At 61.8% G+C, this 21,459-nt stretch carries 21 protein-coding genes and 1 tRNA gene; 5 read left to right on the top strand and 17 right to left on the bottom strand.

Features of this window, described 5'->3' with window-relative positions; genetic code table 11:
- Nucleotides 1–75: 75 nt before the first annotated feature.
- Both EJ075_RS28780 and EJ075_RS28775 read right to left on the bottom strand, forming a co-directional pair.
- Nucleotides 76–633: a cysteine hydrolase gene (locus EJ075_RS28780; RefSeq protein WP_126106645.1), complete on the bottom strand. Its 558-nt coding sequence runs from the start codon at nt 631–633 to the stop codon at nt 76–78.
- Between the two features lie 141 nt (nt 634–774).
- Complete coding sequence (locus EJ075_RS28775; protein ID WP_126106644.1) at nt 775–1,023, bottom strand: DUF1127 domain-containing protein; 249 nt, start codon at nt 1,021–1,023, stop codon at nt 775–777.
- Nucleotides 1,024–1,157: 134 nt separating this feature from the next.
- Here EJ075_RS28775 and EJ075_RS28770 point away from each other — a divergent pair, with 134 nt between their 5' ends.
- Entirely contained in the window at nt 1,158–2,666 is a 1,509-nt protein-coding gene (locus EJ075_RS28770; RefSeq protein ID WP_126106643.1) for a winged helix-turn-helix domain-containing tetratricopeptide repeat protein, read from the top strand.
- Between the two features lie 52 nt (nt 2,667–2,718).
- On the opposite strand, the gene EJ075_RS28765 is transcribed toward EJ075_RS28770, so the two are convergent.
- From EJ075_RS28765 to EJ075_RS28750, 4 genes are all read right to left on the bottom strand, one after another.
- The gene (locus EJ075_RS28765) at nt 2,719–3,111 is read right to left on the bottom strand and encodes a GFA family protein (RefSeq protein WP_095488635.1); all 393 of its coding nucleotides are present in this window, start codon (nt 3,109–3,111) and stop codon (nt 2,719–2,721) included.
- A gap of 104 nt (nt 3,112–3,215) precedes the next feature.
- A complete protein-coding gene (locus tag EJ075_RS28760; RefSeq protein ID WP_126106642.1) occupies nt 3,216–4,127 on the bottom strand; it encodes an agmatinase in 912 nt (303 codons plus the stop codon).
- Between the two features lie 105 nt (nt 4,128–4,232).
- Complete coding sequence (locus EJ075_RS33405) at nt 4,233–4,526, bottom strand: SRPBCC domain-containing protein (protein WP_206437520.1); 294 nt, start codon at nt 4,524–4,526, stop codon at nt 4,233–4,235.
- A 465-nt stretch (nt 4,527–4,991) separates the two neighbouring features.
- Nucleotides 4,992–5,939, bottom strand: coding sequence for a homocysteine S-methyltransferase family protein (locus tag EJ075_RS28750; RefSeq protein ID WP_126106641.1), 948 nt, complete (start codon nt 5,937–5,939; stop codon nt 4,992–4,994).
- A 244-nt stretch (nt 5,940–6,183) separates the two neighbouring features.
- Between EJ075_RS28750 and EJ075_RS28745 the strand changes: the two genes are divergently transcribed.
- Nucleotides 6,184–6,843: a TetR/AcrR family transcriptional regulator gene (locus EJ075_RS28745; protein ID WP_126106640.1), complete on the top strand. Its 660-nt coding sequence runs from the start codon at nt 6,184–6,186 to the stop codon at nt 6,841–6,843.
- A gap of 24 nt (nt 6,844–6,867) precedes the next feature.
- On the opposite strand, the gene EJ075_RS28740 is transcribed toward EJ075_RS28745, so the two are convergent.
- The 8 genes from EJ075_RS28740 to EJ075_RS28705 all read right to left on the bottom strand — a co-directional run bounded on the left by EJ075_RS28740 (nt 6,868) and on the right by EJ075_RS28705 (nt 14,917).
- Nucleotides 6,868–7,338: a YbaK/EbsC family protein gene (locus EJ075_RS28740; RefSeq protein ID WP_095488640.1), complete on the bottom strand. Its 471-nt coding sequence runs from the start codon at nt 7,336–7,338 to the stop codon at nt 6,868–6,870.
- A gap of 15 nt (nt 7,339–7,353) precedes the next feature.
- Entirely contained in the window at nt 7,354–8,172 is an 819-nt protein-coding gene (locus EJ075_RS28735) for an MBL fold metallo-hydrolase (protein WP_126106639.1), read from the bottom strand.
- A gap of 3 nt (nt 8,173–8,175) precedes the next feature.
- On the bottom strand, nt 8,176–8,970 hold the full coding sequence (locus EJ075_RS28730; RefSeq protein ID WP_126106638.1) for a TatD family hydrolase: 795 nt from the start codon (nt 8,968–8,970) through the stop codon (nt 8,176–8,178).
- Nucleotides 8,970–10,523 (bottom strand): methionine--tRNA ligase, encoded by a 1,554-nt coding sequence (gene metG, locus EJ075_RS28725; protein ID WP_126106637.1) that lies wholly within the window; start codon nt 10,521–10,523, stop codon nt 8,970–8,972. The genes EJ075_RS28730 and metG overlap by 1 nt, the downstream gene beginning before the upstream one ends.
- Nucleotides 10,524–10,605: 82 nt before the next feature.
- Nucleotides 10,606–11,661, bottom strand: coding sequence for a DNA polymerase III subunit delta' (locus tag EJ075_RS28720; protein ID WP_095488644.1), 1,056 nt, complete (start codon nt 11,659–11,661; stop codon nt 10,606–10,608).
- The gene (gene tmk, locus EJ075_RS28715) at nt 11,658–12,332 is read right to left on the bottom strand and encodes a dTMP kinase (RefSeq protein WP_126106636.1); all 675 of its coding nucleotides are present in this window, start codon (nt 12,330–12,332) and stop codon (nt 11,658–11,660) included. Before tmk ends, EJ075_RS28720 begins: the two co-directional genes overlap by 4 nt.
- Before the next feature lie 71 nt (nt 12,333–12,403).
- Nucleotides 12,404–13,570: a D-alanyl-D-alanine carboxypeptidase family protein gene (locus EJ075_RS28710; protein ID WP_095488646.1), complete on the bottom strand. Its 1,167-nt coding sequence runs from the start codon at nt 13,568–13,570 to the stop codon at nt 12,404–12,406.
- Between the two features lie 114 nt (nt 13,571–13,684).
- Complete coding sequence (locus EJ075_RS28705) at nt 13,685–14,917, bottom strand: septal ring lytic transglycosylase RlpA family protein (RefSeq protein WP_126106635.1); 1,233 nt, start codon at nt 14,915–14,917, stop codon at nt 13,685–13,687.
- A 418-nt stretch (nt 14,918–15,335) separates the two neighbouring features.
- Here EJ075_RS28705 and EJ075_RS28700 point away from each other — a divergent pair.
- The 3 genes from EJ075_RS28700 (at nt 15,336) to EJ075_RS28690 (ending at nt 18,042) form a co-directional block, all read left to right on the top strand.
- Nucleotides 15,336–15,425: transfer RNA gene (locus tag EJ075_RS28700), tRNA-Ser, on the top strand.
- A 512-nt stretch (nt 15,426–15,937) separates the two neighbouring features.
- Nucleotides 15,938–16,846, top strand: a complete 909-nt coding sequence (locus tag EJ075_RS28695) for a tyrosine-type recombinase/integrase (protein ID WP_126106634.1) — start codon at nt 15,938–15,940, stop codon at nt 16,844–16,846.
- Between the two features lie 2 nt (nt 16,847–16,848).
- Nucleotides 16,849–18,042 (top strand): IS91 family transposase, encoded by a 1,194-nt coding sequence (locus tag EJ075_RS28690; protein WP_126106633.1) that lies wholly within the window; start codon nt 16,849–16,851, stop codon nt 18,040–18,042.
- Nucleotides 18,043–18,758: 716 nt separating this feature from the next.
- Here EJ075_RS28690 and EJ075_RS28685 read toward each other — a convergent pair.
- From EJ075_RS28685 to EJ075_RS28675, 3 genes are all read right to left on the bottom strand, one after another.
- Nucleotides 18,759–19,388 carry a hypothetical protein gene (locus EJ075_RS28685; RefSeq protein ID WP_245458040.1) on the bottom strand — a complete coding sequence of 210 codons (630 nt, stop codon included), beginning with the start codon at nt 19,386–19,388 and terminating at the stop codon, nt 18,759–18,761.
- A 31-nt stretch (nt 19,389–19,419) separates the two neighbouring features.
- On the bottom strand, nt 19,420–20,505 hold the full coding sequence (locus tag EJ075_RS28680; RefSeq protein ID WP_126106632.1) for a hybrid-cluster NAD(P)-dependent oxidoreductase: 1,086 nt from the start codon (nt 20,503–20,505) through the stop codon (nt 19,420–19,422).
- An 87-nt stretch (nt 20,506–20,592) separates the two neighbouring features.
- Complete coding sequence (locus tag EJ075_RS28675; protein ID WP_095488650.1) at nt 20,593–21,450, bottom strand: LysR family transcriptional regulator; 858 nt, start codon at nt 21,448–21,450, stop codon at nt 20,593–20,595.
- Between the last annotated feature and the right edge of the window lie 9 nt (nt 21,451–21,459).

Raw genomic sequence — 21,459 nt, 5'->3', positions numbered from 1 at the left:
GAAACAGGGAAGCTACCGTCCGTGACTCGAGACATGACCGTCTGGTGGCAAGTTGCGGTGCCTTTCAGACGTTCACTAGGTCGCACTGAGAGCTTCAACGATCTCTGAAACAGTCGCTATTTTGGCGATCTTGCCGTTCATGTAATCCAGGGAGACGCGCGCGTGCTCTGCGTCGTAGGAGCCGATGCATTCCTCGGCCAAGACCACTCGGAAATCTCGTTGATAGGCGTCCACCGCAGCCACACGGATACAGGCGTGTGTATTGACGCCGCATAAAACCAGTTCACCGGCGCCAAATTCAGCCAGTAGCTCGTCAAGTCCCGTCTTGAAGAACGCGCTGTAGCGCTTCTTGACTATCGTCGCATCGCTTGGCTGCCAATCGAGCTCAGCGTGAAGCAGGGCACCTCTCGTGCCCTGAATTGTAACGGCGATGCGTTTGTCGCGCATCTCAAGAAATGCGTCGCTGAGATCCGAACGGAACTCCTGCCGCACCCAGATCACCGGGAGCTGTAAACTCCTGAAAGCGGCCACCAGCCGGTTGGTATTCTGAACCAGTCGATCGGCTTTATCTGCTTCCCACAGGTCGAGATACTCATTCAGCAGGTCGATGATAAGGAGGCAGCGTTTGGTCATCGTCGAGCTATATGAAGCGCTGAATGCAGATTTGTGACGAGGCCGTATCTCCTAGCGAGCTGTCAAAGCGATTTAGAGGCGCGCCGGCGAACCACTGCGGCACGCGGAAACTGGCGATCCGGTGTCTTTGCAGCATTCGCCTTATCGTTGCCAGAAGGGCAGCTTGGCGATCTCTTCCTCGACCTGCTGTCTCGTCAGACCGATATCGTCGATCAAATGGGGATTGGCCTCCGACATTTGCTTAAGTTCCCAGCGAAAGCGTGTCCGCTCGCGCCAGGTCGCGATAGTGCTTCGCAGGGTCGTCAGGTGCCGACGCGACACTTCCGCCAGCCCCACGGACGTTCTCGGCCGCGCTGCCTGATGCGGCGCCGATGCAAGGGTATCGTTCATGGCAACCTCCATATGGTTTGAGGGTCGGGACCCTCGACCTGAAAGAGGTTGAATTCTGCAGGATACAAACAGCGCCGTAATTAAGCTCTCCCAAATAGTTCTCAAAACTTCCAAATCGGCTATAGATGCGCCGTATGCAAGGATCACGCTTTGCCTTTGGTCCGTTCGTGCTTGATCCAGGTGCGGGAACACTCCTTCGGAACGACGTCCCCGTTGCCGTTGGCTACCGTGGGCTGAAGCTGCTTGCGGCGCTCGTCGGACGGCCCGGCGAAATCCTTGAGAAGGCCGAGTTGATGGACGCAGCGTGGCCGGGCACTGCCGTCGAGGAAGGCAACCTCACCGTCCAGATCGCGCAGCTGCGGAAGCTGCTTGGTCCGGCCACCGACGGCGGTGAATGGATCTCCACGGTTCCGCGCGTCGGCTACCGGTTCACGGGGGGCATCGAACAGCTCGGTGGCGCGAAGCGAAAACCTTTGCCGCTGCCCGGCAAACCATCGATAGCCGTGCTGCCCTTCATTAACATCAGCAACGATCCCGAGCAGGAATCCTTCGCGGATGGGTTGACCGAAGACCTGATCACCGACCTGTCCAGGGTCTCCGGCCTGTTCGTCATCGCACGCAACTCGGTCTTTGCCTACAAAGGAAAGGCGACGGACGTGCGCGATATCGCACAGGACCTTGGCGTGCGCTACCTGCTGGAGGGTAGCGCAAGACACGCCGCGGGGCTGGTGCGTGTCAACGCACAGCTGGTCGACGCGGCGAGTGGCGATCATATGTGGGCGGAACGCTTCGATCGCAGCCTAGAAGACGTCTTTGCCGTTCAGGACGAGGTCACCGGCAAGATCGTGGAGGCGTTACTCGGCCGGCTGCGTGCACCGCCGCCGCGCAATCGACCCAAAAATCTCGAGGCTTACGATCTGTGCGTGCGGGCGCGCAAGCTGATGGATGATTCGCCGCAGACGGCGCAGGAAGCGCATCTGATGCTCACCCGCGCGATTTCGCTCGATCCGGAATATGCCGAGGCCTATCGCTGGCTTGCCATGAATCACTGGATGGGATGGGTGCATTCTGGCGGACCAACCGAAACATCCCGTAGCGTTGCTTTGGAACTGGCGCGCAAAGCGGTGGCGATCGACCCCAACGATGCCGGCTGCCGCTGGGTTTTGGCTTACCTGCTTGCCTATGAGCGCGGCTTCGCCGAGGCCGATGCGGAATTCGCCAAGGCGATCGAGCTCGACCCGAACGAGGCCGATGCCTGGGCGGCATTATCCGACATCGCGGTCTTGGCCGGGCGGGTCGAGGAGGGGCTTGAGCACATTCGCAAGGCGTTCCGGCTGAACCCGTTTCCGGCAAGTTGGTACTATCTGACGCTCGGCCAGGCGCAATATGCTGCGCGCGAGTACGAAGCCGCTGTCGACACACTGCGCAGGGATGAGACCTATCGTACAAGCTCACGCCGTTTCCTGGCGGCAAGCCTTGCCCAACTCGGCCGACTCGAGGAGGCGCGCGCAGAGGTCGAGCTGTTTCTCGTCGGCAACCCGCATTTCACAACCCGCCACTGGGCCACGACGGAGCCATTCCGGGACGCTGCGACGCTTGAGCATTTCGTTGAAGGTTACCGCAAGGCCGGTCTTCCTGAGTGACGCGCCGGCGTGACCCTCCCAAACGGCCACTCGCACCGTTCGTGCGTGCGACCTACTCCTCAAAGCGACCCGTGGCGTCACGATCGCGCTCATATCGTCTCTTGAGCGGAAACGGTGGCAACCAGGATTCGCGACGGATGATCCAGCTTTCGTATGTTGGCATCAGCTGGTCGGGGGCATCCAGGGATCCCAGGTTCACTTCGATTTCGTCTGCGGTGCGCCCGAAAATGGTCGAGCCGCAGCGGGGGCAGAAAAACCGCCCGGCGTAGTCGCGTGTTTCGCCATCGATCGTTACCGCATCCTGGGGGAACACCGCGGAAGCGTGAAAAAGGGCCCCATGATGCTTGCGGCAGTCGAGACAATGACAAATGCCGACCCGGTATGGGAGTCCCGACGCCACAATTCGGACGTTGCCGCACAAGCAACCGCCGGTGAATCGGTCCATGCTGCGTCTCCTCCAAAACAAGCGGTCGGAATGTTTACAACGAACCCCGTCGGGGCGTCCATGGGCGGCGAGGGGGCGTTGAAGCTACGAGAGGAATCCAGGTTTCAAACCTGCCTAACAATGGTGCCGATCACATTGACGAGAAGGCGCGCGGCGGTCAGCGCCGACAGGCCGTCAATGTCGGCCGGAGGATAGAGCTCGACAAGGTCGAATCCTGCGATCTTGGCCCGCCTGCCGAGGCCCGCGATCAGGTCGATCACCTGCGTATAGGTGAGGCCGCCGGGCGTACGCGCCGCCACGCCCGGCATGATGCCGGGGTCGAAGCCGTCGCAGTCGAGGGTGACGACGACCCGTACTCCTTCCGGAATATGCTGGAGTGCGGCTTCGACGCCCTGGGCGTGAACCTCGCGGGCGGTCACGAAGCGGCTGCCATAGCGCCGCGCCGCTTCGATGTCAGTGAGGCGTGCGCTGCCGACGCCACGGGTGCCGACCTGCACGATGCCGGCGACATGCGGCATCTCGCTCGCCCGGCGCATCGGGTTCGAATAGCCGTGGCGTTCGCCATGCAACTCGTCGCGCCAGTCGATATGGGCGTCGATCTGCAGGATCCAGATCGGCCCGTGATCCGCAAAGCCGGCGAGAAAGGGAATGGGTACGGAATCGTCGCCGCCGAGCAGGATTGGTACGGCGGGCAATGCCAGGACCTCGCGCGTCTTCGCCTCGATCCGGGCCCGGTTGCCGGCATTGTCATGCATAGCGGTCGGGATGTCGCTGGCGTCGATGCAGCAGACCGGCTTGCCGTCGAACAGCGGGCCGCCGAGGTCGAAATCCCAGTGCTCGACGAGCTCGGCATCGTCTTGGCTCGCAGCGCGAATGGCGTCGGCGGCCAAGGCATAGCCGCTGCTGTCCTTGCCGGGATAAGTGCTGCCGTGACCGGCTCCGAAGATCACCGCACGAGGCATGCGGCCATCGGCGAGGCGATCGGGAAAGCCGAGAAAGGGAGGCGAGGCGGTCATTTTGTGATGGTCTTAGCTGAAAATTTCGGTGTTGAGAGGTGCAGGATGGGGTCGTCCGAATGCGAGATTGAGTCAGTCGACTGAATCGAAGCGAACGGTTGCCTCTCAGATAACGCGAGCGTTCGGTGCATGATCTAGGACGAGATTGGGCTCAATGCCATGCTCAAGGTAGAACTTCATGGCTGCTAACAGGTTTGTGAATCCTTCGGTGGAATTTATCGCTTCCTCCGCGCCGCCAGAAAAGCCCCAGTTTCTGACCGTGACGAAGGTCTGACCGTCTTCTATCGATCTAAATGTCCATTCGACGAAACTCGGATTTTCAGGCCCGTTCCACTCGATCAGGATTCGCTCGTCCGGGTCGATAGCCTTTACGTCGGCGATTGTATGCACGCCATACATCTCCCAATCCTATCTGACCCTTTCGCCCACTTGCAACGGTGCGGCACCCTTGGAAAACCAGAAATGAGATGTGATCCTCGGATCGATCAGTGATCGAAAGACCTCTGCGACGGGCTTGCGTATCATCATCTGTGCCTTGGCGACTGGCTGCTCAGACTTGTTGGACATCTGAATTCCACCCTTTCACAATTGCCGGTCTCAAGGTCTAACACGTATCGATGAGGGTTGTTCCGCCAGGGCGCAACCGCGCAGGGACGTGCTGCCCTCCATGATCTCAAGCCCGCCGCGTCGGGATAGTCGATTGCCGGCCGGCTGCGCTTCATCTCTATCTCTATAGGCTGCCACATCAGAAAGTCGCATAAGATAGATTATGGAACTGACGTGCAGTTTTGATTGAGTTGCCTTTCGGCCAGCCGCAGTTCCTTGTTCCTTGGGACTCAGCGGAACTGCGGCTGGTAGAGTCTCCTACGCCGCCTGCGGCACGCAGGCTTCGCAGATTGCTGCGATGTGCCGGTGGTCTGTGCCGCAGCAGCCACCCAGGATGCGCATGGTCGGAAACGAAGCTCTCAGCCCGCTGTAGCGCCGCCCGAGATCGTCCGGGTCGCCCGCGTCGAGCGTCTCCGATTCGTCCAGTTCGGCATGGCTTTTGGCCGAAGCGTTCGCCTTCACCCCATAGACGCGATCGAGCCAGCGCTCGCCCTTTTTCAGCGCCTGCATGAAATGCGTCGGATGTGCGCAATTGATCATATAGTAAGCCGGCGCACCGTCCGTGGCGTCGTCAACCCTGTCTATCGCCTCGCCGAGCGCCATGCCGGTCACCAGCTTCCCGTCGGTCTCAACGGTGAACGAGATCATACAGGGCATCGCATGCGCCTTGGCCGCCCGCGCCACGCCGATCGCCTCGTGGAAATTGGTGAGCGTATAGGCCGCCACCATGTCGGCCTCGGTCCGCGCGAAACTCTCGATCTGCGCCGCGTGATAGGCCTCCGCCTCGTTGGCGTCCATATTGCCAGCTTTGTAGCCGTCGCCGCGCGGCCCGATCGCGCCGCTGATGACGCAAGGCGTCTCGGCAGTCTCGAACTCCTTGCGCAGGTCGAGAAGAAGCTCGATGGAGCTCTCGTTGACGGCCCGCAACGCTTCCGGCCCGTAGCCGAGCAATGTTCCCCAATCGGGGTTGGCCCGCCACGTCGGCGTGTCGAGGATGAACCCGGTCCCGCCTCTGCGCGCAATGGTCAGATAGCGGACGTAATAGTCCTTGAGCTTCTGCCGGCCTTCAGGCGTTGCCACCAGCGTGAATGAAGCAAAATGCGGAAGGTCGAGGCCTTCGTGAAAGATGAGGGTCGTCTCCATGCCGCCATCGCTCAGGAATGTTCTGTTGGCGAGTTGCGGCAGATTCTGACGGTACTTGGCCATGTTTGTCTCCAGTGGTAAGATAACACCGTGCCGCCTTGGTTGCGGCCGGTTTCGGAATAGCCAAGTTTTAACAGCACGTGCCGCCGGTGCGGTAGAAGGCTCGTGGTCCGGTACTCCACCGAAGCGGGAACCGCAGCAATTACAGACGGATAGCCGTTCTGGGTCGGTCGTATTGCTATCAGCGCCGATGTTGGCGGGTGTGAAAACCATACCGCCGGTACAGTAAATTTGAGGGCATTCGGTCATGCGCAAAGGTGCGGAAACGCGCGAACGCATTCTGGAGATCGCCGAGGCATCGGTGCTCGCCAAGGGGTTCGGCGCGACTTCCATCGAGGAGGTGATCGCCGAGGCCGGCATCACCAAGAGCGGCTTCTTCTATCATTTCAAGGACAAGAACGAACTCGCCCGCGCCTTGATGCTGCGCTACGTCGAGGAGAACGACCGCATCTTCGACGATGTGTTTCACCGCGGCCGGCAACTCTCCGATGATCCGTTGCAGTCCTTCCTGATCACGCTCAAGCTGCTTGCCGAGCTGATGGGTGACCTGCCGAACGGCCACCCCGGCTGTCTGATCGCGACGTTCACCTATCAGGAGCGCCTCTTCGACCGCAACGTTCGCGACATCGCCTCCGACGCCGTACGCTCCTGGAACGGGCGGTTTCGCGATGCGCTGAATGGGATCGCGACCGTTTATCCTGCCCGCAAAGGCATGGACCTCGACGATGTAGCTATCATGTTCTCCTGCGTGATCGATGGCGGCATCATCATGTCGCGGGGGCTCGGCGATCCCCGCGTACTAGAGCGCCAGATCCTCGCCTTCCGCAGCTTCGTAAAGATGTTGTTCGCGCCGGCTGCGCCCGACATCATGTTGCCGCCTGCGCACACCGCGGTCGCCGCCGAATAGCTGCGATATCAGGTGTGCCGGACCTCAGACTGCCAGCGTCGCTACGACAGCCTGTGCTGCCTTGACCATTGCGTGTGGCTCGGCTGCGAACACGGCGTCGTGCGCGCCGGCTGCGGCCCATACACGGTCGAAGCCGAGCAGTGTTTCGTCGGCGAACGCAGGGATCGCAATCAGATGGCCGATTGGGGCTACGCCGCCGATGGCAAAGCCGGTTTCGTCGCGGATCTGCCGCGGGTCGGCGTGCTTCAGCGGCTCGCCGGTCAGCGCGGCAGCCTTGGCGAGATCGAGCTGGTTGGAGCCGGAAACCAGGAAGAGAAACAGCTTTCCGCTAGCTTCTCCCTGGAAAACCAATGATTTGACGATCTGTGCAACCGTGCAGCCGCATTGCGCGGCGGCTTCCTCAGCGGTGCGTGTCGAGGCACCCATGCGCCTGATCTCGATGTCGAGGCCGGCATCGGCCGCTGCCCTGGCCACACGATCAATGCTGCCAACCATGAAGAACCGAGCCTGTTATACTGATTCAAAAGGGATTTCGATCGTCATGCCGTCATGGGCTGGCTCGACGTTATCAGGTGTCTCGGCCATCACTGTGGCATAGTCGAGCGGCACATGCATATGCGTCAGAACGGCCTTTTTCGGCGCCAGTTTTTCGATCCAGCCGAGTGCCTGGCCGAGCGACAGATGGCTCGGATGCGTCCTGTATTGCAGCGCGTCGATGACCAGCACATCCAGCCCACCCAGACGCTCGGCGGTGGTGTCCGGGAAATCACTGATATCGGGGCAATAGGCGAGCCCGCCGATGCGAAAACCTAGCGATATGATGTCGCCATGGATCTGCGGCAGCGGCTCGAGGGTGAGGGCACCGCCCTCGCCTTCGATCACCACCGGCCTGGCGTGGTCGATGATATGGGGCTCGACGATGGGTGGATAGGAACTGCCTAGCGGTGTTTCGAAACAATAGCCGAACGCTTCCCGTAACCGCAGCATGGTGGGTTGGTCGGCGTGGATATCGATGAGGTGACGCTGCTCGAGCACGAAGCCACGCAAATCGTCGATGCCGTGGATATGGTCGGCATGCGGATGCGTATAGACGACCGCTTCGATGCGCCTGACCGATGCCAGCAGCATCTGCTCGCGGAAATCCGGCCCGGTGTCGATGACGACTGTGGTTCTTTCGCCGTTCGCGGCGATCCGCTCGACGAGCGCTGCGGTGCGCATGCGCCGGTTCCTCGGATTGGCTGGGTCGCAATTGCCCCAGTCGCCAGTGATGCGCGGCGTACCCGGCGATGAGCCGCAGCCGAGAATGGTGAGGCGCAGCCGGTCGCTCATGCGTCAGGAGCTCAGCGGGTTTGGGCGCGGCATCTTCTCGAACAGCCGGAAGAAATTGTCCGTGGTGACGGCAGCGATTTCGGCCTCGCTGACACCGATCGTTTCGGCCAGCACCTTGGCTGTATGCGCCACATACGCAGGCTCGTTGCGCTTGCCGCGAAAGGGTATCGGCGCGAGATATGGCGCGTCGGTTTCGACCAGCACGCGGTCGTGTGGCAAATCGGCGGCGATGGCGCGCAGCTCGGCCGAATTCTTGAAAGTCAGGATGCCGGAAAAGGACACGTAGCCGCCGAGCGCCACGCCGACTTCGGCCAATCTGCGCCCGGACGAAAAACAGTGCAGGATGAAGGGGAAGGCGCCCTTCCCTGTTTCGTCCTCGAGGATATCAGCCATGTCGCTGTCGGCGTCGCGTGAATGGATGACCAGCGGCAGTCCCGTTTCACGCGCGGCGGCGATATGGATGCGAAAACCCTGCGCCTGGGCATCGCGCGGCGCATGATCGTAGAAATAGTCGAGCCCGGCCTCGCCGATCGCCACCACCTTTGGATGAGCGGACAGCCGGACAAGCTCCTCGGCGGTCACGTCCAGCTCTTCAGCGGCATTGTGCGGATGGGTGCCGACAGAGCAATAGACTTCGTCGAAAGATTCAGCAATCTCAAGTACTTGTTGGAACCGCTTCACGCGCGTCGAAATCGTCACCATGCGACCGATTCCAGCGGCTAAAGCGCGGGCGACTATGGCCGCCCGCTCCTCTGCGAAATCCGGAAAGTCGAGATGGCAGTGACTGTCGACCAGCATCAGGCGCTTGCATCCGTTTGCTCGACGTAACGTGGAAACACGCCTTCCGGCGCGGGCAAAGCAACCCCTGATGCCAGCGCATAGTCCGCGTGGACATGCACGAAATCGCGGCTGTCCGCCGGCACAGCCAGCAGGTCGAGCAGCTTAGCGGCCGATCCCGGAATGAAGGGCTGGCAGAGCAGCGCCACGCGTCGGATGATTTCTGCGGTCGTCCACAGCACCGTTTCCATACGCGCCGGATCGGTCTTTCTGAGCGCCCAGGGTTCCTGCGAGGCGAAGTAGCGATCGGCCTCCGCCACCACGCCGAAGATCGCCGCAAGCGCTAGATGGATGCCCTGCTCCGCCATCGTCTTGCGTGCAGTAGCAAGCGCCTCCACCGCCTGGTCGAGGATCGCCCTGTCGGCCTCCGCCAGATCGCTGCGCTTCGGCACTACGCCGCCGCAGTTCTTGGCGATCATCGACAGCGAGCGCTGCGCCAGATTGCCAAGGCCATTGGCGAGGTCGGCATTGGTGCGGTTGACGATGGCCTCGTGGCTATAGCTGCCGTCCTGGCCGAACGGCACCTCGCGCAGGAAGAAATAGCGCACCTGGTCGAGGCCATAATGCTCGACCATCGCGAACGGGTCGATGACGTTGCCTACCGATTTCGACATCTTCTCGCCGCGGTTGAACAGGAAGCCGTGACCGAAGACGCGCTTCGGCAAGGGGATTCCGGCCGACATCAGGAAGGCAGGCCAATAGACTGCGTGGAAGCGCACGATGTCCTTGCCGATGATGTGTGCATCGGCAGGCCAGAAGCGCCAATTGTCAGCATTTTCATTTGGATAACCGACACCGGTAATGTAATTTGTCAGAGCGTCGACCCAGACATACATCACATGCTTCTCGTCGCCCGGCACCGGCACGCCCCAGTCGAAGGCGGTGCGCGAGATCGACAGATCCTTCAATCCTGACTTGACGAAGCTCATCACTTCGTTGCGCCGCTCGGCCGGGCCGATGAAATCGGGTTGGCTTTCGTAGAGCGTGATGAGCTTGTCCTGATAGGCCGACAGGCGGAAGAAATAGCTCTCTTCCTCGACCCATTCGACCGGGGTTCCCTGCGGTCCGTAGCGGACATTGTCGGCGCGGACTTCGGTCTCCTCCTCGCCGTAGTAGGCTTCGTCGCGCACCGAATACCAACCGGCATAGCCGCCCTTGTAGATGTCGCCATTGGCAGCCATCGCCTTCCAGATCGCCTGCGAGGCCGCATAGTGACGTTCTTCGGTAGTGCGGATGAAATCGTCGTTGGAGGCATTGAGCGCGATTGCCATGCGCTGGAAATCGGCCGCGTTGCGGTCGGCCAGTTCACGCGCGGGAATGCCTTCCCGCTTCGCCGTCTGCAGCATCTTGATGCCGTGCTCGTCGGTGCCGGTGAGGAAGAAGACTTGCTTGCCGTCGAGCCGCTGAAAGCGGGCGAGTGCGTCGGTGGCGATCAATTCGTAGGCATGGCCTATATGCGGCTTGCCATTGGGATAGGAAATCGCGGTGGTAATGTAGAATGTGTCGCGTGACATGAATTAACCGTCATGAATGTCTGAATGAAGATGTAGCGGTGAGATATCGCATCGAAACGGCGATTGCCATCCCGATGGGCCGTCACATTCGCATTGCAGAATTCAGGCGGTCGATCATGGTCAAGGCGTGCTGCTTCTTGTCGAGATTGTAGGTGTCGGTCTCAGATATAGCGTTCAAAGCCTCGTGCCAAGTATCCGACAGCGTTTTCGCCCGCGCCAGATCGCCCGCCAGCGCGGCCTGGCTTGCGCCGGTCGAGAGCAGGTCGAGCGCACGGCGATTGAAGATATCGAACTGGATCGCCTGGTCGCGACCGGCGACCGCCTCCGCGAGGCGATAGGCGCCGGCAACATCGCTCTTCCTCGCTGTCGCCAGGGCGTCGAGCGTCTCGGCGATTTCCAGCCCGCCATACTGCGTCAACAGGATTGCGGTGCGCGCGCTGCCCCCTGCCCGCTTGGCCAATGCCGCGCGCGCCGCGGGTTCGTCCGGCGGCGGTGGCTCGACGTTCTCCAGAACCGCCATCAGGCTCTCGGCATCGAGCGGCGCCAGCCGCACCATCTGGCAGCGCGAGCGGATCGTCGGCAGCAGACTGCCCGGTGCATGGACGATGAGGATGAACAGTGTGCGTGCCGGTGGTTCTTCAAGATTCTTCAATAAGGCATTGGCCGCATTGACATTCATGTCGTCGGCCGGATCGACGATCACTACCCTGTAGCTGCCATCATGCGAGGTCAGCGACAGGAAGCGGCTGACCTTGCGGATCTCGTCGACGGTCACGACCGTCTTGAAGCTTTTAGTCTTGTCGTTCGGCGGGCGGGTCAGATGCAGCACCGAAGGATGTGCGCCGGTGGCGATCTGGCGAAACAGCGATGACGCCGGATCAGGAACGGCGAGAACGTCCGGCGCCTGTTCGAATGCGGGATGCTTCAGCAGATGATGCGCCAGATGGAAGGCGAGCGTTGCCTTGCCGATGCCGACCGGTCCGACAAAGATCAGTGCATGCGGCAGCTTCCCGGAGCGATAGGCGGCGGCCAGCATGTTCGCCGCCTGGCCATGTCCGACCAGACGCGGGGTCTCGGACGGCTCCGGCACGCCGTCGAGCGTGTCGTGCTGTTCTGGTGCGATCCGTTCGAAAATCATCCTGGCGACGCCTGCTTCCTGTGCGCCGGCGTCATCGTCTCCAGAGCCGCGAACACGGCAGCGGTGACGACATTCTCCACCGTGTCGGGGTCGGCGGACGCGTCGACGACGATGCAGCGCTCGGGCTCTGCCGCGGCGATCGCCAGAAAGGCTTCGCGGCGGCGTTGATGGATATCAAGCGTTTCCTTTTCGAAGCGGTCGGCGCCGGCATCGGTGCCCCGCCGTGCCGTGGCGCGCCGCAATCCTTCGGCCGGGTCGATATCGAAGATCAGCGTCATGTCGGGCACCATGCCGTTGATGGCGACCTTTTCCAGCGTGCCCATGAACGCCGGATCGAGGCCGCCGGTGACGCCCTGGTAGACGCGCGAGGAGTCCAGGAAGCGATCACAAAGCACGATCGAGCCGCGTTCGACCGCCGGCCGAATTACCTGCTCGACATGGTCGGAGCGCGCGGCGGCGAAAAGCAGCGCCTCCATCCTGGGGCCGAACGGTTCGGCAGCGCCGGAAAGCAGGACATGCCTGACCGCCTCCGCGCCGGGCGAGCCGCCCGGCTCACGCGTGACAAGGACATCGTATTTCTTGGCGCGCATCTTGCTGGCCAGCCGCTCGATCTGCGTCGACTTGCCTGCCCCCTCTCCGCCTTCGAAGGTGATGAAAAATCCGTGCACCAATCAAAAAGCCTTCTTCCATACTGCGGGAACCGTAATAGTCCCGGTCAGAAAAAAGGTCCACCGCAACGGTGCTAACGCAGCCAGCCGACGGCCAGTTCCTTGACGGCGTCGAGCGCGCGCCGCGGCAGCGAGCCAACGCCAACCGATTCGGCCGCGAAAAGCGGCGTCTCCTGGCTCAGCGTATCACCGATCCAGACCCGCAGTGCACCCACCGGCTGCCCCTCCTCCACGGGCGCTGCAACCGGTCCGTCATAGACGATCTTGGCGGTCAGCTTGTCGCGGTTGGCGATGGGCAGGAAGGTATTCACCGGCCCTTTTGCCTTCAGCGCCACGCCGGATTTCGCACCGCCGAAAACCTGGGCTTCGCCGACCACTTCGTCCTTGGCGAAAATCTCCGTCTTCTGGAAGGCGCGAACGCCCCAGTCGAGCAGCTTCCGCGCTTCCTCGGCGCGCTCGCGGTCGCTTTTCAGTCCGCTCATCGCCGCGATGATGCGGGCGCCATTGTGGCTGACCGAGCCAACGATGCCGAAGCCGGATGCCTCGCTCATGCCGACAGCCAAGCCGTCCGCGCCGATATCCATCGCCAGCAGCGGGTTGCGGTTCCTCTGAGTGATCTTGTTCCAGGTGAAGTCCGTCTGGCCATAGTAGCGATAGAAGTCCGGGTACTCGCGCCAGATATGCAGGGCCAGAAGGGCAAGCTCTCGAACCGTCGTTTGCTGACCTTCGGCCGGCAGACCGGTTGAATTGACGAATGTCGATTTCGCGAGGCCAATCTGCCTTGCGCGGTTGGTCATCTCAGTCGCGAAATTCGCCTCGGATCCGGCGAAGCCTTCGGCGATGATGATGCAGCCGTCATTGGCTGCCTGGATCGTCACGCCCTGAATCAGGTCTTCAAGCCGGATCGTCGATTTGAGCTTGGCAAACATTGTCGATGTTCCGGATGGCGCGCCGCCCGTGCGCCATGCGTTCTCACTCACCGCGAATGTGTCGTCGAGCGTCACGCGCCCCGACTTGATGGCGTTGAAAACCACCTCCATCGTCATCAGCTTGGCCAGTGACGCCGGCGGCATCGGCTTGTCGGCGTCCTTGGAAAACAGCACCGTCCCGGTTTCGGCATCGATCATGAAGGCCTGTGCGGCCTTGGTCTCGAAAAGCTGCGCCGCGGCCGGGGCCAGCGAGAGCAGCAGGAGGCCAAAACCCAGGAGCCCGGCGACAGGCGCGGCGAAGCGAGATTTCATGAGAGGTTCGACCTGTCAGCCGGCATTTCTGGGCAAGCTCTACAAGCTATCAGGCTTTGTCTCGGCCGATCAACCGCGCCTTGGACAACTGGGCAAAACTTCAGGTTTTGCCGGTCAGTTCCGAACCACGAGCGCGTCCGGTGCGCCATGTGACCATGCCGCCTGCAGCATCTCGTCCAGGCTGCCATGGCCGTCCGGATAGAGATTGACCGAATACCAGTCCTTGCCTTCGAATTCAGAGCGCTGGATTTCGGCCTTGCCGAAGCCGGAAAGCTGGGTGGCCACACGCTGCGCCTCGGCAGCATCCTCAAACGAACCCGCCGCGATATAGTCCGTGGGCGAACCGGCCGAAGGCGCTTGCCGCTTCCACGATTGAAGGATTTCGGCGGGCGACATGCCGGTGCCATCCAGCGCGGCAAAGACATTGGTGGCACGCTGCACGCGCTCGTCCGCATAAGACAGCGACGCCACTGTGAACGGCGATTGCGCCGGCAGATTGATTTCCGGACGTTCCGGCACGATCGGCCCGAAATCGGGCAGCGTCACATTGCCAGCGGCCGGCGTCTGCGCCGACAGGACAGGCTGTGCGGATGCGGAATTCGTCAACTGACCGGGAAATGGAGCGGCGGCAGCACCCAACGCGGTGCTCGGCGATGGTCCATTCATGGCGATCATGACACCGGTGGGCAAGCCGTCCGATGGATCCGGCGCCCTGTTGCCGGGATGGTAGGAGGCCATCAGATACTGATCGTCACTGCCGTCAAGCGGCGCACGGCCGACATATTCGACCTTCACCTTTGCCGTGCCGATGTTTGCATAGTCGAGCATTTCGGCGGCACGTTTCGACACATCGATGATGCGCCCGTCATGGTAGGGTCCGCGGTCGTTGACGCGCACGATGACCGAACTGCCGGTCTTCATATTGGTGACTCGCGCATAGCTCGGCAGCGGCATGGTCGGATGCGCGCCGGTCAGATGCGTCATGTCGTAGACTTCGCCGTTGGCGGTCAGCCGACCGTGGAAGGCGTCGCCATACCAGGAGGCGAGGCCCACCTTGGCGTAGCGCTTGTCTTCCTTGGGATAATACCACTTGCCGCGCACCTGATAGGGCTTGCCCAACTGGTCGCGTCCGCCGCCACGCTGCAAGCCGGACTTCTTGAAGGTGACGCGCGGACTGGCCTTTACGCCATATTCGGATTCGGCAAAATATTCCTTGGAGCGAGGCTTCTTGTTGACCATCGCCTTCGGCTGTGGTGGCGCGGCGCAAGCCGCCAGCAAGGCAGCCGACAGGGCAAACAACGTGAAAGCGCAAGCGCGACGGAGATGCGGGCGCGCCGTGCTCTGCATGTTTCGATTGTCCCCTCTCAACAAAGGCACCGCAACTTGACTGTCGGCAGAGCTAAAAACCCCTCGACAAATGCCAGCGCCACCTTGATTCGCAATCCCTTGTGCACCGGAATTGCTTATCACCGTATTAACCGATTGTGGTCGGAACCGGGCGAGATTGTGGCACAAACCGCCCCGGCGATCGCTGTGAAAAACCACGGCCTTTCGACCTTCGGTGCAGAGTGCTGTTCGTCCTGCTTCAGTCCCGCCGTCGAGCATCCATGCTCTGCCGTTGGCAGGAACGGGTTATGGCCGGTTGACAGGACTTCGTCGGGCGCACTAGAGCAATGAAGCGAGAACGGTCTTCGGGCGGCGCAGCAGTACCAACAGGTACAAATTAAGATTAGGACGAGCATCCAAGTGATTGAAAAATCACGACGGAGGGATGGCCGAGCGGTTTAAGGCACCGGTCTTGAAAACCGGCGTGGGTGCAAGCCCACCGTGGGTTCGAATCCCACTCCCTCCGCCAGATGCACCCTGCCCCAACATTCTCCGCCTTGATCTAGCAGGGTCGAAACCCCGCGCAACTGCGGGCTTTTCAGGCAAAGCTTGCAACCGCGCCGCCGGATGTTTCCGTCGAATGATCGTTCTCTCGGCCGATATTCTCCAAAGCTGTCAACCTCGCACTTTTAGTTCTCAGGTTTAGAGGCGAACAATTTCAATTGTTTCGTGATATCGGGATTATGCGAAGTTTAGCAGATCATTCGCTAGGCGATACGGATCCCATGGCCCTCTTGGGCAATCCCAGCCTGTGACGGTGAAATGGCGCCGTGCGCTATTGCCTACGCTCAGCGCCAAGCAATCACCGTCCTGTTTGGGCCGTTCAAGCAATCACCGTCCTGTTTGGGCCGTTGAACGAACCCGCTGCGCGGGAGGGCGCCTGCGATTGAGGTAGAGATCGGGGACCGGTCGTCGCGCCTGCATTGAGCGTTGTTCGGCGGCGGCAGAGCATGACGGGCTTCTTCAACAAGGAGCCTGACCATGACCCATTCCGCTCTCGATGCCCCCATCGGCCCTTTGCGCCAGCGGTTGACCGACGACATGAACATGCGGCGTTTCTCACGGGAGACGCAGCGCAACTATCTCCGCGACATCGGACGCCTGGCGACGTTCCTCGGGCGTTCACCAGACACAGCGACCACCGACGACCTGCGCCAGTTCCAGATCGAGCAGCAGGACGACGGTGTTCCCGTGCCGACGATGAACAGCATTGTGTCGGCGCTGCGCTTCTTCTTCACGCATACGGTCGATCGTCCCGATCTGGCGCGCAAGCTCGTTCGTCTGGCGCACCCGCGCACGCTGCCGGTGGTGCTGAGCCGCGACGAGGTCGCCCGGCTGCTCAACGCCACCACCTGCCTCAAGCACCAGGCCGCCCTGTCGGTCGCTTATGGCGCGGGCCTGCGCGTGGCGGAGGTGTCGACGCTGAAGATCGCCGACGTCGATAGTGAGCGCATGCTGCTACGTGTCGAGCGCGGCAAGGGCGGGCGATACCGGAACGCCATGCTGTCGCAAGACCTGCTCTTGTTGCTGCGCCAGTGGTGGAAGGTCGGACGCCAGCAGGGCGTGATGCACCGCGACGGCTGGCTGTTTCCGGGGCAGCATGCGATGAAGCCCATCAGCACCCGCCAGCTCTATCGCGTGGTCGTCGAGGCAGCGCAGGCGGCCGACATCGCCAAGCGCGTCGGGCCGCACACGCTGCGCCACAGCTTCGCGACCCATCTTCTGGAGGACGGTACCGACATCCGGGTCATCCAGGTGCTGCTCGGGCACGCCAAGCTAAATAGCACCGCCTTCTACACCAAGGTTGCAACCCGCACGGTGCGCACCGTCACGAGCCCGCTCGACAAGCTTGGCCTCTTCAAGCCGGAAGAGATCTCACCCGACGGCTGAGCGTGCGCGCCTCGATCGAGGTTGCCGACATCTTCCGCACTGCCGGGCCCGCCTACCGGGCCGCCCATGCAGGGCATCTGACACTGCAGCAGCTCAAGGTCATGTCGGCGATCGAGCACTGCCGCACCGCGGCCCTTGGCGGTCACGTGGAGGCCTGCGAGGACTGCGGCCACTGGCGCATCGCCTACAACTCCTGCCGCAACCGGCACTGTCCAAGGTGCCAGGGTGCCGCGGCGCGGACATGGCTTGCCGAGCGCGAGGCCGACCTGCTGCCGGTCGGCTACTTCCACGTCGTCTTCACGCTGCCGGCCGAGGTCGCCGACATCGCCTTCCACAACAAGGCGGCGGTCTACGACCTGCTGTTCAAGGCGGCGTCGGAGACGATGCTGACCATCGCGGCCGATCCGAAGCATCTGGGCGCACGCATCGGCATCACCGCCGTGCTCCACACATGGGGTTCGGCGATGACGCATCATCCGCACGTGCACATGATCGTGCCAGGCGGTGGCATCTCGCCGGACGGAAGCCGGTGGATATCGTCGCGTCCCGCCTTCCTGCTGCCGGTGCGGGTGCTCGGCAAGCTGTTCCGCCGGCTGTTCCTCTCCCGGTTGGTCGCGCTGCACGACGCTGGCCGGCTCGCCTTCTTCGGCGCAATTGCTCATCTCGCGGAACGGCGGGCATTCCTGCGCCATCTGTCGCCGATCCGGAAGAAGCGCTGGGTGGTCTACGCCAAGGCGCCCTTCGCCGGCCCGGAAGCGGTGCTCGCCTACCTGTCGCGCTACACCCACCGGGTGGCGGTCTCGAACAGCCGCCTCATCCGCCTCGACGAGAGCGGCGTCACCTTCCGCTACAAGGACTATCGTCGCGAAGGCGCCGACCGGCAGCAGCTCATGACGCTCGCGACCGACGAGTTCATCCGCCGCTTCCTGCTGCATGTCCTGCCGCGTGGCTTCCATCGCATCCGGCATTGCGGCCTGCTTGCCGGTTCTGCTCGCAAGGCCAGCCTCGCGCTTGCTCGTGAACTCCTGAACGTCGCCGCACCGTCCGACGATGACACCACGGACGAACCGGACAACTTTCGCCCGCCATGCCCCTGCTGTGGCGGCCGCATGATCGTGATCGAGGTGTTCGAACGATGGAGGCAGCCGCGCGGACCGCCACACGGTTCCCCGTCGACCGGGAGCAGCACGCCATGACCCAGCATGGAAAGGTTCAGCCTTCAACTGCAGGCACTCAGCCTCCGGCAACGGATCGACGCACGTCTATGGTGATTATCGACTCCGACAGAGCCGCGCCCAGCCGCCACCGTTCGGACAACACCGCGCGGAGGCGCAACGAAGCGGTCTGTCCGCATTCACCCCAGAGCTCCTCGACGGCGGTCGCGCCATCGCCGACATCTGCCGAAATCCGAAATCCCCATAGCCATCGCCTGTGGCCCGCGGGTTCCTTCCTCGGGGACTTTCGTACGCCTGCCGGCGCCCGAAACTCTTCACGAAAGCGGTCAGGCAGCTTCTAATCTGAGATGTAAGTGAGCAGACATTCAGCTCGGCGCAGGCTCGGTCCTAAGCTGAACCAATGCGGACCTTCATGCCGGACCCTAACCCGGTGTAGAAGGCCGTGCTGGCCATTGGCGGGCATAACGGTGCTCAGCGAGCAAGCTGATGACCCCGAACAGGTCTTGTACTCGTTCCTTTTGAAACTCCTGCATCATCTGGATCAACTTTAACGCGCCAGCGGTGAGCTGGCCACATTCGTCGGCTCATTGGGTAAGGGACAGAGCTGGAGTGCGAACCAGCACCGAACATCTGGACCGAGTCGGTGGGCTCTGGCGATTGCCGGTGCCGGTTGAGCCCTGCCTGCCAGGCGAAAAGCGGAATACCATCGGCGGTCTCTCGCCAGTCTTGGAATCCGATCAATCCGTCTTCCGCATCGCCTGCGCGATCAGTCCGCCGGCAGCCAAGCCCAGAGCAAGCGCGACATACGTGGCGGCGATCGAGCGCTTCGAAAGCACGGTCTCCCAGCCTGGGGTGAGCCGCTTCGGTACGACGAGATAATCCACGACGGCTGCAATCATGGCCACTGCCGAGGCATCGCGCAGCATCAGCAGCGGCGACCGCTGAGGGTTTCGGGCGAGCCAAGCCTCGAACGGAGCGGCCCAGAACATGGCCGAGGCATGGTGGGTGCCGAAGCCCACCGCAGTGTGTGCGAGGTCGGCTTTCCTGACCGCACCGGCCTTATCGCCGTGCAGCCAGTGGCTGGTGGCGTTGGTCGGCTGCAGTGCGGATTTGCCTTCGGCTTTGGCCAGAAGGGCTAGAACCGCCGCCGTCACAAAGCTTACGACCGTGCCCGTCACGACCGTCGAAAGCCCCACATTCAAAAACCCGTTCACCTCAAACCTCCGCAAAACCAGTTCGCCCTCCTTTAATTGCCGAACCGAACCTCGGTTCCGTGTGTCGGCGATGCCGTGGCCTGAGCTGCTGGACCGCCCGCCGCTGGACAGGCCTGGCGCGAGGCAAGGCACAACCGGCTCGTGCGCGAGCACCCGGGCTTTCCATCAGGATTCGCAATGAGATTCAGAGATCGAGGCAAACAGTGCCTTGCGGCCGGCTGCAGCAGGCCAACACATAACCGGCCGCCTTCTCTTCAAGGCTGAGCCCTCCAAGGTCGTCCATCGCGACTTCACCCGAAAGCTTGACCGTCCGGCAAGTTCCGCAAATACCCTGCTGGCATGTGGTGGGAATGTGGAGCCCGCAATTGCGCGCCGCATCGAGCAGGGTCTCTTCGGGCGCACAAAGATGCTCTGCGCCGGACCGGGCGAAGCGGACGCGCGTAACGCCAGCGACAGCCGATTGCAGAGGCATGGAATTACCCACGGCGCCGCCGAAGCTTTCCTCGTGGTACTGCGAGGGTGCGATGCCGATCTCCGCGACACAGGTCCGAACCGTCTGCATAAACGGCTCGGGGCCGCAAACGTAAGACGTGCGCTGGTGAAGGTCCGGAGCCAGCCGCAAGAGCATGGGGCCGTCGATGCGACCCTTAGGGCCCTGCCACACCGAACCTTCCTGGCTGCAGATGAAGCTTACATTGACATTGGAGAATCGCGCGGCGAGCGCCTCCAACTCGGCGCGGAAGGCGATGTCGTCCGCCGTCCGAGCGCAGTGAATGAAACGGATGTCATGGCCAGATGCCCGGTCGGTTAGCGCCCGCAGCATCGACATAACGGGAGTGATGCCGCTGCCGCCGGAAAGGAAAAGCGGCTTCTCGCATGGTAGATCGTCGAAGTTGAAACGTCCGACCGGCCCTTCGATTTCAATGTCGTGGCCCGGCCGGAGATTGTCGTGAAGCCAGTTGGAAACAAGCCCGCCCTTCACCCGCTTCACCGTGATCTGCAGGTCGAGCGGTCGGGTCGGCGGCGAGGAAACCGAGTAGGATCTCGTTACCGTGGCGCCGTCGATCGTCAGGTGCAGTATCAGATATTGGCCTGCACTGAAGCTGAACATGTGGCCCGAAGCGGTGGAAAAGACGAATGTGCGGACATCGTGCGTCTCGTCGATGACGCGCCGGCAGCGGACGAACTGTCTTGCGCTCTCCGCCCATTGCCGTTGACGCATCGCCAGAGCGAAATCGGCAGTTGAAAAGGGAATGTGCGCGTTCATCATTTGACTCTGGTTTGCCTCGGCCAGAATGGCAGCCGGGATACTTTCAAAAAAGTGGCAGATGTCGGCTTTACAATCGGGTATTTCGATCTAACTTTCCATGGACATAACAGCCAGATGGAGCGCGCGAATCCCTCTGCGGATGATCGGCTCATGCTTGCGGCGCGCCAAAATAGCGGTGTGAACCGGCTGCTGAAGCGCGGGCGCACCCTCTACCACAAAAGATGGCCGCTCGGCGGTATACCGCCGAGCGTCGTCACTGCGCATATAGCAAGTGCCACCCATGCGCCGCAGCATCGCTTCGGCGAGCGTTTCCGAGCCCATCGAAAGACGGCCTATCGCCAATTGCGGCAGCGCCTCGGCGTGGGCTTTTTCAAGCGCGACCGTGTAGCCTGGCCGGATGTACGTGTCCGGATTGACCTCCGACAGGATACTGGCCGCAGTAGACACCATCACATATTCTTCGACCATCAGAGGATCGTAGGCGATTTCAGGGAGGTATCTGGGCGCGTAGACCACAGCAATATCGAGGTTTCCCAAGCTCAAATCGGAAATCATCTGCGGCGAATAGTCGGATTCTACGTGAATTGACGATTTCGGCAGCACTTGGAACAACGTCTCCACCCAACCTGGCAATATCGAGCGCGTCATCCCGACCTGGGCAGCGACGCGCAAGGTGCCTTCGAACCGGTTAAATGCCCGCACGTCATGGCGGGCCTGAGACCATGTCGACAGCATGGCGCGCGCATAAGCTTCAAAACGCCGCCCCGCCGCGGTCGGCTCGGCGCCGGCTCGTCCTCGCAGGAAGAGCTCCGAACCGATGGCCTGCTCCAGGTTCTTGATGCGGGTGCTCACTGTTGACTGCGTTACGCCCAAACGATCCGCAGTGCGGTTAAAATTTCGCGACTCCATGATGTCGAGAAAGGTCTCGATGTGATCCAGCTGCATGTCGCCTCC

Source organism: Mesorhizobium sp. M6A.T.Cr.TU.016.01.1.1 (assembly GCF_003952585.1).
In the GTDB taxonomy this organism is placed as follows: Bacteria; Pseudomonadota; Alphaproteobacteria; order Rhizobiales; family Rhizobiaceae; genus Mesorhizobium; species Mesorhizobium mediterraneum.
The sequence above is the reverse complement of the archived record's forward strand: the minus strand, read 5'-3'. Positions and strand labels throughout refer to the sequence as shown.